We start from the raw sequence: 9,224 nt of genomic DNA, 5'->3' as shown, positions 1-9,224 counted from the left end.
AGGATGCAAGATGTTGTGCGCTTATTATTAGTTTGTTTGCTGTGTTATCGACATGCTGGGGGCGAGTGATAATACGGTCAAACATCCTTGCCATAACATGGGTAGAGCGGCGTTAAATGAATCGCACTGCATCTACTCGAATAAAAATGACGTTATTGGATATAGAGTCTGGGGACCCAATAACGCCTGAACTGTCGCGTTAATGACTGTGTTCGTTACAGCAACACACGGCATTAACGGTAAAAAATAAAGCGGCAAGGATGCAAGATGTTGTGCGCTTATTATTAGTTTGTTTGCTGTGTTATCGACATGCTGGGGGCGAGTGATAATACGGTCAAACATCCTTGCCATAACATGGGTAGAGCGGCGTTAAATGAATCGCACAGCATCTACTCGAATAAAAATGACGTTATTGGATATAGAGTCTGGGGACCCAATAACGCCTGAACTGTCGCGTTAATGACTCGTGTTCGTTACAGCAACACACGGCGTTAACGGTAAAAAAATAAAGCGGCAAGGATGCAAGATATTGTGCGCTTATTATTAGTATGATGTTGTTGCTATTTGCTTTGTATTATCAGTTCGCTGGGGGACCAACCGACAACACACTCATACATCCTTGCCAAAACGGTTTTGGCTTAACTTGCCATTGTTTGTAATTGTTGACTTAACTGAGTAATTTTTTCCTGTAAAAGAGCGATCTCTGACACTATTGCACCGCGTTTTTCAGTTTTATGGCTTTCGCTATGCTTGACCCATTTATATACAGTTTTTGATGACACACCATATTGTTTGGCGACATCAGATAATAGGCGGTTATGTACCTTAACTTCGCTAATCACTTGATGTTGAAAGTCCATTGGATAGTGTCTCGCAGTTGAAATACTCATCTTATTTATTCCTTAATGCTTTATTTGTATTTGCTTGAACGGGATTCAACTTCATCCCACTGGCTGCAACCAAGATGCGCTAAGAAAAAAATGTTTTGCCGGCATTGTCCAATCAGCTTAGCGACCATGCCATTAACTGATTTGATGTTCTGACCTAGATTCATTTTACTCATCGCTATCTCCTACAAATGACAATGGACTGCTTAAAAATTAAACTACTACTTAGTAGGTATCTTCTCTCTATATGAAAACTGTATGCCAACTTTTTAAATTAATTTAAACCGTTTAAAAACAGTTGCTTGCAGTTGTTATTGTGTTTTGTAATATTGGCTCGTTTGTTTTAATTGGTGCAATTGCACTAATTTGGTGAACTAGCCTTTGGGTGATGGCTGTTTATTGAGAGGCATTATGGCGGTAATTCATGGCAGTAAAAGGTTATGTAAATGACAAAATGAGGACATTACGTTTGTCATTCATATGAGGATAAATAATAGTGCGCCAAGGTTCCTTGAAGACGCGCTTAAAAACTGCTTAAGAGCGTCATTCTCAACGTTAAAGAATAAGTGTACTTTAGTCAGCGCACGACTGAAGAGGGGGAATACCAATCCGCATTAATAGCAATTCCACTAATTATCTGGTCATTCAGCGGGAATTCTGTGTCTTCTAGGCAAGTAATAGAATTGAAGGCATAGTTGCTCTACGTCAAAATGCTATTAAGCAGCATAGAAGGCACAGAAATCCGCCTTGCAGGAGGCACTCAGACCGTTCATTTCTTTGTTGCATCGTCTTAAAAGGGAATAACCATTATTACAACAATGCGCCTCAAACAGAACAGTCTGAGTGACTCTGATTGGTCACATAATTAATGGAAATGGTATAACAAGTGACCACACTGAATGTGTCCAGTGGTTTTTGATTAAGGCATAATGATATATAAGGCATTATATTCACATTTCACGATAAATAATTTACCGTGAAATGTGAGTCGTAATTGATGAATGGTAATTGATGAATAGTGGGCTGTAAGCGGTTAAATAAATTCAGTTTAACTTGAATATCATTGTCAAAAAATACCACGAGAGAGTACAACTTACGTTTGTTAAGTGCTGTTAGATCATCAGCGTGACGCGTTAGCCGCCTTCATCGAATTTATCGTTAATCAAATTACACACCGCATCTAATGCCACTGCTGCGTCTGGACCTGTTGCTGTTACAGTGATCATTTTTCCGATGCCACTTTCCAACATGAGCAGTCCTAATACGCTAGCGGCACTGGCTTGTTTGTCTGCTTGAATTAGGGTGATTTCAGCATCAAAGTCAGCAGCCAGTATTGCTAGCTTTGTGGCTGCTCGTGCATGTAAACCTAATTTATTTGAGATGGTGACTTGGCGCTCAAGCATGGCTAGCACTCCAGATAGGACTAAAGCTGATCTTCACTGATATTTAGCTCTCTGTGGCGGGCGTTGACTGTGTGTTTACTGCCTTGTCTAAATCGCTTAGCGAGTTGGTCGGTGATATAAACTGAGCGATGTTGTCCGCCTGTACAGCCGATGGCGATGGTTAAATAACTGCGATTATTACGCTCTAAATGTGGCATCCAGGTTTCGAATAGATTTTCGATTTGCCAAATAAACTTATTCACCAGAGGCTGACGGCCAAGAAACTCTTGCACAGGCTCATCAAGACCTGTTAATGGTCTTAATTCTATTTCCCAGTGCGGGTTAGGTAAAAAGCGCACGTCGAACATAAAGTCTGCTTCGGTCGGCATACCGTGTTTAAAGCCAAACGATTCAAAATTAATCACTAACTCTTTATCAACACTGCCAAGCAATATTTGTCTTACTTGATCGCTTAGCTCGTAAATATTGAGTGCCGATGTATCGACATAGTGATCAACCATTTTGGCGATAGGTTCGAGTAAGCGGCCTTCTAATTTAATCGCTTCTTGTAATGAAATATGGTTTTTAGATAGCGGGTGTAATCTGCGGGTTTCGCTGTAGCGTTTAAGTAAAACTTTGTCGCTAGAGTTTAAGAAAAAACTGGTAATTTCGGTATCAGGTTGCAGTATTTCAAGTTGTTCTTGAAGCACTTTGCCTTGTTCGGCAATATTGCGCACATCAACACTAATCGCTACGAGGTCATTACTGCCTTTTAACTGAGCCAATAAGGTGCCAATTAGCGGCAATGGCAGGTTATCAACACAGTAATAGCCTAGGTCTTCTAGTACTCTTAATGCTACTGATTTACCTGAGCCTGACCGTCCTGATACGATAACAAGTTTCATGCCGTAATTACCTGATAGAGTTCTGTAGAATCGTGGATTTTACGCAGCTGTTTTAGTACTTGTTTGTCGCTGAGTTTTTGGGCCATCGAAGATAAGGTGCTTAAGTGTTGTTGGCACTGATCTGCAGGAACTAATAATGCAAATAAGATATCGACAGGTTGTTTATCGATGGCATCGAACGAAATGGGTTCTTCGCATTTTACAAAGATCGCAATAGGGTGATCGATTGTCGTTAATCGGCCATGAGGTATTGCAATACCATTACCTATACCTGTGCTACCCATTTTTTCTCTTGCGATAAGGCTTTCAAACACCTCTTGCGAAGACAGGGTCGGGTACTGGGCAGCGACTAAATCGCTGATAAGTTCCAGTACCTTTTTCTTACTGCCCGGTGTGGCACAGGTGGTGCATTCCGGCTGCAGGATGGTACAAAGTTCCATCGTTAGTGTTTTGTATACTTCTCTTTGTGTTTAATTACCTGACGATCGAGCTTATCTATCAGGGCGTCTATTGCTGCATACATGTCTGTATGTTCTGACATTGCAAAAATTTCTCCGCCCTTTAGGCTGACTTTAGCTTCTGCTTTTTGTTGTAATTTTTCTACGTTGAGTACAACGTGAACATTATTGATCTGATCGAAGTGTCGTTCAAGCTTTGAAAACTTTTCCTGAACGTATTCACGTAAAGATTCGGTTATTTCAACATGATGCCCTGATAAATTGATCTGCATTACACTTCTCCATTGTTGAGTGATTTATAAACTCTTACGTTGGTTTGAGGGCGGTATCATCATTGCCTCACGGTATTTTGCAATCGTACGACGAGCAACGTTTATGCCCTGTTCGGCCAATAGTTGAGCCATTTTGCTGTCGCTAAGCGGCTTTTTCTGGTTTTCTGCAGCAACCAACTTTTTAATAAATGCGCGGATTGCTGTCGATGAGCACTCTCCGCCATCATCAGTGCTGACATGGCTAGAGAAAAAGTATTTTAATTCAAACAACCCTCGTGGGGTGTGCATGTATTTTTGAGTGGTCACGCGCGAAATGGTCGATTCATGCATTTCTACGGCTTCAGCAATGTCATTTAATACCATAGGTTTCATGGCTTCTTCGCCATATTCGAAAAAACCTTGTTGGAATTGCACAATGCAATTGGCTACTTTTAACAGGGTATCGTTACGGCTTTCAATGCTTTTGATAAACCATTTAGCTTCTTGCAAATGACCTCGTATAAACTGAGTATCAGATGGGTTTTTACTGCTGCGAGCCATTGCAGCATATTGCTGATTAACACCTATTTTAGGCATGTTATCTGGATTGAGTTCAACAACCCAACGGCCATTCTTTTTAAATACTGTGACATCAGGGATTACGTATTCGTCATCGACGGCAGTAATCAATAAGCCAGGACGCGGATTAAGAGATTGAATTAAGGTAATGGCATCACGTAACTCATCTTCTTTTAAACGCGTTTTACGCATTAATAATCTAAAGTCACGCCCAGCGATTAAATCCAAATAATCTTTGATGAGCATTCGCGCATTTTCAATGTGCGGAGTTGAGTCTGCATATTGTGACAGTTGAATGAGTAAACATTCACTAAGGTCACGTGCAGCAACACCTACGGGGTCAAAATGTTGAATTCGCTTTAACACCGCTTGAACCTCATCAAGCTCAACATTTTCATCGCCCATAGCTTCTAGTATTTCTTCAGTGCTTTGGGTTAGATAGCCGCGTTCATCTATTGCGTCAATGATGGCTGTTGCGATGGCAAGGTCGGTGTCTGAAAATGGCGTTAAGTTTTTTTGCCACTCTAAATGTTCATATAAGCCTTCGGTGGTTTCCCCTTGAAAAGGCATATCATCGTCACGCATGCTGGCACTACCAGACCCTGACATCGGTGAGGCGGTATAGACTTCATCCCAGGTTGTGTCCATGGGCATGTCGTCCATGGTTTCTTTACTGATGGATTCTGTGGTATCGATGGTTGAAGTATCTTTTTCGACACTCACATTACTGTTGTCACTGAAGTCTGTGTCTGATTGATCGCGACTTTCTTTTAAGGGATCTTTAGCTTGAGAAAATTCATCTTCTATTTCAAGCAATGGATTTGAGTCCAGCGCCTGTTGGATTTCTTGCTGTAGCTCCAATGAAGATAATTGCAGCAAGCGGATGGCTTGCTGCAATTGAGGGGTCATAGTGAGATGCTGACCCATTTTAAGTTGGAGTGACGCTTTCATTTACCGCTTATCCCTAGATGATTTCCATAAAAATAACAATCTCGAAAAACTGTAATGGGGTGTCACGTACGTCAATGACATTTCACGCAATTTAGGTATCGTTCAATGGAATGAATTAGATAGGCTAAAAGGCGGATACCCAATCAACTTGAAGATACGTGTTTCAGAGCTTCACCGTGTTTTCAATACTAGGCGCGTTAATGCGGTAATGTAGGCACCTTATAAATTAACGCAACAACGTAGTGGGAACACGGTGAAACTCCCAAGGGGCAAGTTTTACACGCGTTCATGCTGTGTTATTGATTTTGGAAAGGGAACGACCATTAACCGCAATCAATGCCTTGCCTAAACGCGTGTAAATTCTTGCTGAAATCGAGTATCTTCAGGTTGTTTGGGTATATAACCTAACTATAGCTTGAATTGTTCACCTAAGTACACAGCTCGAACTTGTTGATTGCTCAAGATCTCTTCAGGCGTACCTTCGGCAATTAAATTACCTTGGCTTACGATGTAAGCTCTTTCACATACATCGAGTGTTTCGCGAACATTATGGTCGGTAATCAGTACGCCTAATCCACGACTTTTTAGCTGTTGGATAATTTTTTTAATGTCGATAACCGAAATCGGATCAACACCCGCAAAAGGTTCATCAAGCAAAATGAATTTAGGGTTAGCAGCGAGTGCTCGGGCAATTTCGACTCGACGGCGTTCACCGCCAGACAATGACATGCCTTGGCTGTCGCGAATGTGAGTAATGTGAAACTCTTCCAATAAATGCTGGAGCTGTTCAATACGTTCTTCATTACTGAGTTCTTTGCGGGTTTGTAACACCGCCATGATATTGTCGTGCACGGTGAGTTTTCGAAAAATACTGGCTTCTTGTGGTAAATAGCCAATCCCTTTACGGGCTCTAAGGTGCATTGGGTCAGCGGTGAGGTCGTCATTATCAATTAATATACGGCCTTTATCACTTTTAACTAACCCTACAACCATGTAAAACGTGGTTGTTTTACCGGCACCATTAGGGCCAAGTAAACCGACAATCTGCCCCGTTTTTACTGTTAAGCTGACGTCTTTTACGACTTGACGCGCTTTATAACTTTTGGCTAGGTTTTCAGCTGTTAAGGTAATTTGGCTCATGGTTTTATCTGCTTGTTGACAGGGATCTCAGGCAGCTTTTGTTTTGGCGCTGACTCGTCTTGGAAATTTTCTGGTTGAATAATCGTGATGACGCGATCTTGGCCTTTACCGGTACTCTCAGCAATTAACTCTTGGGCTTTAATGTTGTATTTAATTAGGTTGCCCGTGACCTGACTGCCTGCTTGGTCTAGCTTGGCATTACCGGTTAACGTCAGAGTTGTTGTGGCGAGATCGTAACTGATTTCGTTGGCACTGGCGGTACCGATGTTACCGTCGTCGAGTTCTTGAGAAAATGTCGCGGGTTTACCCGTCGCGATTAAGCGTTTTGATACACCGTTTTTGGGGGTAAATGCGCGTAATTCGTCGGCATTAATATTAATCGTGCCTTGCACAATCGTCACGGGGCCATTAAAGACAATTTGATTGTTTTTAATGTCGGCAGATTGGCTCACTGCAGCAATTTTCAATTCTTGTTTGAGATCACCTTGTTTTGCCATAGCTGGAATGCTCAGCATGCAAAGTAAGCCACTTAATAGTAATGCGGCATTGGCGCGAGGATGTCGATTATTGTGACTCATATGTTCCTTCTACTTTGCTTAGTAGCGATAATTTTTGCGTATTCAAGTCAGCATGTAGGCCTAAGCCTTGGATCATAAACCCTTTACCTTTGATATACACCATCTCTTGTGAGCTGCTTATCATGGTCGTTAAATCTAGGGTGACTGCTTGTGTGGTCACTGACTGTAACGGTTCTTCAATATCAATTGCATCGATAATAACATTATTTTCTAAGCTGACTTTATTGCTCTGTTTATTTAATTGTCCTTTGTCAGCGCTGAGTAGCCACTGTGCTTTACCATTTTCTGGGTAAATTAAATAAACGGGATCAGTAAAGTGGGTGATATCGCTGGAAGCATAATGCTCCATATGCTTCGCGGTGACTTTACTGGCAATCAAACCTTGTTCATTGTATTCGGTTGTGCGTAAGTCGTTGGCGACAAAGTCCGGACGCTCAATACCTATCACTTTTACGGCATCCATTTCACTGCGTTTTACTTGCGTTTGCCAGTACAACACAAGGGCAAGGCCGAAAAATGCCGCTATCGCGATGGTAACTCTATTCATATACTCATACCGTGGGCACTGGTGAATTTGTCTTGGCTTAATAATAGTAAATCTGTGAGTTCACGCAATGCACCATGGCCACCATTGAGGCTAGTTGTCATATGGCAATGTTGTTTAACAAATGGGTGACCGTCGGCCACACAAACCGCAAGACCCACGGCTTTCATCACAGGCAAATCGACCATGTCATCACCAATGTAAGCCACTTCGTCTGGAGTGACATTATATAAAGACAATAACGCTTCAAATGGTTCAAACTTATTATCGATGCCTTGATAAATGTGTTTAACCCCCAGTGCAGTCATACGGGTTTCAACAATTTTGGATTTACGGCCTGTTATCACGGCGACATGAATGCCGCTAGTGAGGGCAGATCGCACGCCATAACCATCGCGAGTGTGGAAAGCTTTTAACTCTTCGCCGGCATTACTAAGGTAAATTCGGCCGTCAGAAAACACGCCATCAACATCGCATATTAACAATTTGATTTTTTTAGCTCGTTGCCAAATATCATCGCTGATTGGTCCGTAAAAACCTGAGTGAGTGGTTGTGTCTGACATGGTTAAATAACTCCTGCTTTAACCATATCGAGCATATTTAGCGCGCCGATCGGTTGATGTTGTGGGTTAACGACAATCAGTCCGTTAATATTTCGTTCTTCCATGATTTGCAGTGCTTGTGCCGCTAAAATACCGCTAGGGCTAGTGACACAATTTTTGGTCATTACCTGCGAAATAGGTGTGGTGCGTAAGTTAACTTCGGCATCGATAATGCGGCGCAAATCACCATCAGTAAAAATACCGACTAGGGTATTCGTTTTATCGACTATGGCGGTCATGCCAAGGCCTTTTTTAGATATTTCGTACAGTGCTTCAGTAATGCAGATGTCATCGTTTACGCTCGGTAAGCTTTCACCCTGATGCATCACATCTTCAACTTTTAATAATAATTTACGGCCTAATGAACCACCCGGATGCGATAGGGCAAAATCATCTCGAGTAAATCCTTTTGCTTGCAGTAATGCAATGGCGAGTGCATCACCCATCGCCAAGGTCGCGGTGGTACTTGACGTTGGCGCTAATCCAAGTGGGCATGCTTCTTCTTGGACTTGAATACAAAGATGGATTTTTGAGAGCCTTGCCATATTGGATTCTGGTTTACCAGTAATCGCGATGACCGGAACGCCCATGCGTTGAATTACAGGCAATAAGGTCAGGATTTCGCTTGATTCACCAGAGTTTGAGATGGCCAATACGATGTCATTTTTATCTAATGCGCCTAAATCGCCATGACTTGCTTCGCCAGGGTGTACAAAAAAGGCTGGTGTGCCTGTGCTGGCAAATGTCGCCGATATTTTATTACCAATATGGCCTGATTTACCCATGCCCATGACAATAACTTTGCCCTTGCATTGCATAATGAGTTCGCAAGCCTGGCCAAACTCTACCGAGTCAACATATTGATATAAATTATCTAATGCCGCTTTTTCAATATCGATGACTTTGCGGCCCCATTGGCGAAACTGAGTTTGATCTACCATGCTTGT

Annotated in this window: 12 protein-coding genes; all 12 read right to left on the bottom strand. The window is 42.1% G+C overall.

Going from position 1 to position 9,224, the window contains the following annotated elements; genetic code table 11:
* Window positions 1-638: 638 nt before the first annotated feature.
* Window positions 639-890 (bottom strand): transposase, encoded by a 252-nt coding sequence (locus AC19MV_RS05755; RefSeq protein WP_498306237.1) that lies wholly within the window; start codon window positions 888-890, stop codon window positions 639-641.
* A 20-nt stretch (window positions 891-910) separates the two neighbouring features.
* Window positions 911-1,063: a hypothetical protein gene (locus tag AC19MV_RS05750; RefSeq protein ID WP_432400043.1), complete on the bottom strand. Its 153-nt coding sequence runs from the start codon at window positions 1,061-1,063 to the stop codon at window positions 911-913.
* Between the two features lie 957 nt (window positions 1,064-2,020).
* Entirely contained in the window at window positions 2,021-2,290 is a 270-nt protein-coding gene (locus AC19MV_RS05745) for an HPr family phosphocarrier protein (RefSeq protein WP_498296754.1), read from the bottom strand.
* Window positions 2,291-2,310: 20 nt separating this feature from the next.
* Complete coding sequence (gene rapZ / locus AC19MV_RS05740; RefSeq protein WP_498296753.1) at window positions 2,311-3,174, bottom strand: RNase adapter RapZ; 864 nt, start codon at window positions 3,172-3,174, stop codon at window positions 2,311-2,313.
* Window positions 3,171-3,614: a PTS IIA-like nitrogen regulatory protein PtsN gene (ptsN, locus tag AC19MV_RS05735; RefSeq protein WP_432400040.1), complete on the bottom strand. Its 444-nt coding sequence runs from the start codon at window positions 3,612-3,614 to the stop codon at window positions 3,171-3,173. The genes rapZ and ptsN overlap by 4 nt, the downstream gene beginning before the upstream one ends.
* A gap of 2 nt (window positions 3,615-3,616) precedes the next feature.
* Complete coding sequence (gene hpf / locus AC19MV_RS05730) at window positions 3,617-3,904, bottom strand: ribosome hibernation promoting factor (RefSeq protein ID WP_188953525.1); 288 nt, start codon at window positions 3,902-3,904, stop codon at window positions 3,617-3,619.
* A gap of 24 nt (window positions 3,905-3,928) precedes the next feature.
* Window positions 3,929-5,413 (bottom strand): RNA polymerase factor sigma-54, encoded by a 1,485-nt coding sequence (locus tag AC19MV_RS05725; protein ID WP_432400039.1) that lies wholly within the window; start codon window positions 5,411-5,413, stop codon window positions 3,929-3,931.
* A gap of 408 nt (window positions 5,414-5,821) precedes the next feature.
* Window positions 5,822-6,553 carry an LPS export ABC transporter ATP-binding protein gene (lptB, locus tag AC19MV_RS05720; protein WP_498306235.1) on the bottom strand — a complete coding sequence of 244 codons (732 nt, stop codon included), beginning with the start codon at window positions 6,551-6,553 and terminating at the stop codon, window positions 5,822-5,824.
* Window positions 6,550-7,131, bottom strand: a complete 582-nt coding sequence (gene lptA, locus AC19MV_RS05715; RefSeq protein ID WP_432400038.1) for a lipopolysaccharide transport periplasmic protein LptA — start codon at window positions 7,129-7,131, stop codon at window positions 6,550-6,552. Before lptA ends, lptB begins: the two co-directional genes overlap by 4 nt.
* On the bottom strand, window positions 7,118-7,678 hold the full coding sequence (gene lptC, locus AC19MV_RS05710; RefSeq protein ID WP_498306233.1) for an LPS export ABC transporter periplasmic protein LptC: 561 nt from the start codon (window positions 7,676-7,678) through the stop codon (window positions 7,118-7,120). Before lptC ends, lptA begins: the two co-directional genes overlap by 14 nt.
* Window positions 7,675-8,238 (bottom strand): 3-deoxy-manno-octulosonate-8-phosphatase KdsC, encoded by a 564-nt coding sequence (kdsC, locus tag AC19MV_RS05705; RefSeq protein WP_498306231.1) that lies wholly within the window; start codon window positions 8,236-8,238, stop codon window positions 7,675-7,677. Before kdsC ends, lptC begins: the two co-directional genes overlap by 4 nt.
* 2 nt (window positions 8,239-8,240) lie before the next feature.
* Window positions 8,241-9,218 (bottom strand): KpsF/GutQ family sugar-phosphate isomerase, encoded by a 978-nt coding sequence (locus AC19MV_RS05700; RefSeq protein ID WP_498296749.1) that lies wholly within the window; start codon window positions 9,216-9,218, stop codon window positions 8,241-8,243.
* Window positions 9,219-9,224: the final 6 nt, after the last annotated feature.

The organism is Shewanella sp. MF05913, assembly GCF_059758095.1.
This window is presented reverse-complemented; position numbering and strand designations above follow the sequence as displayed.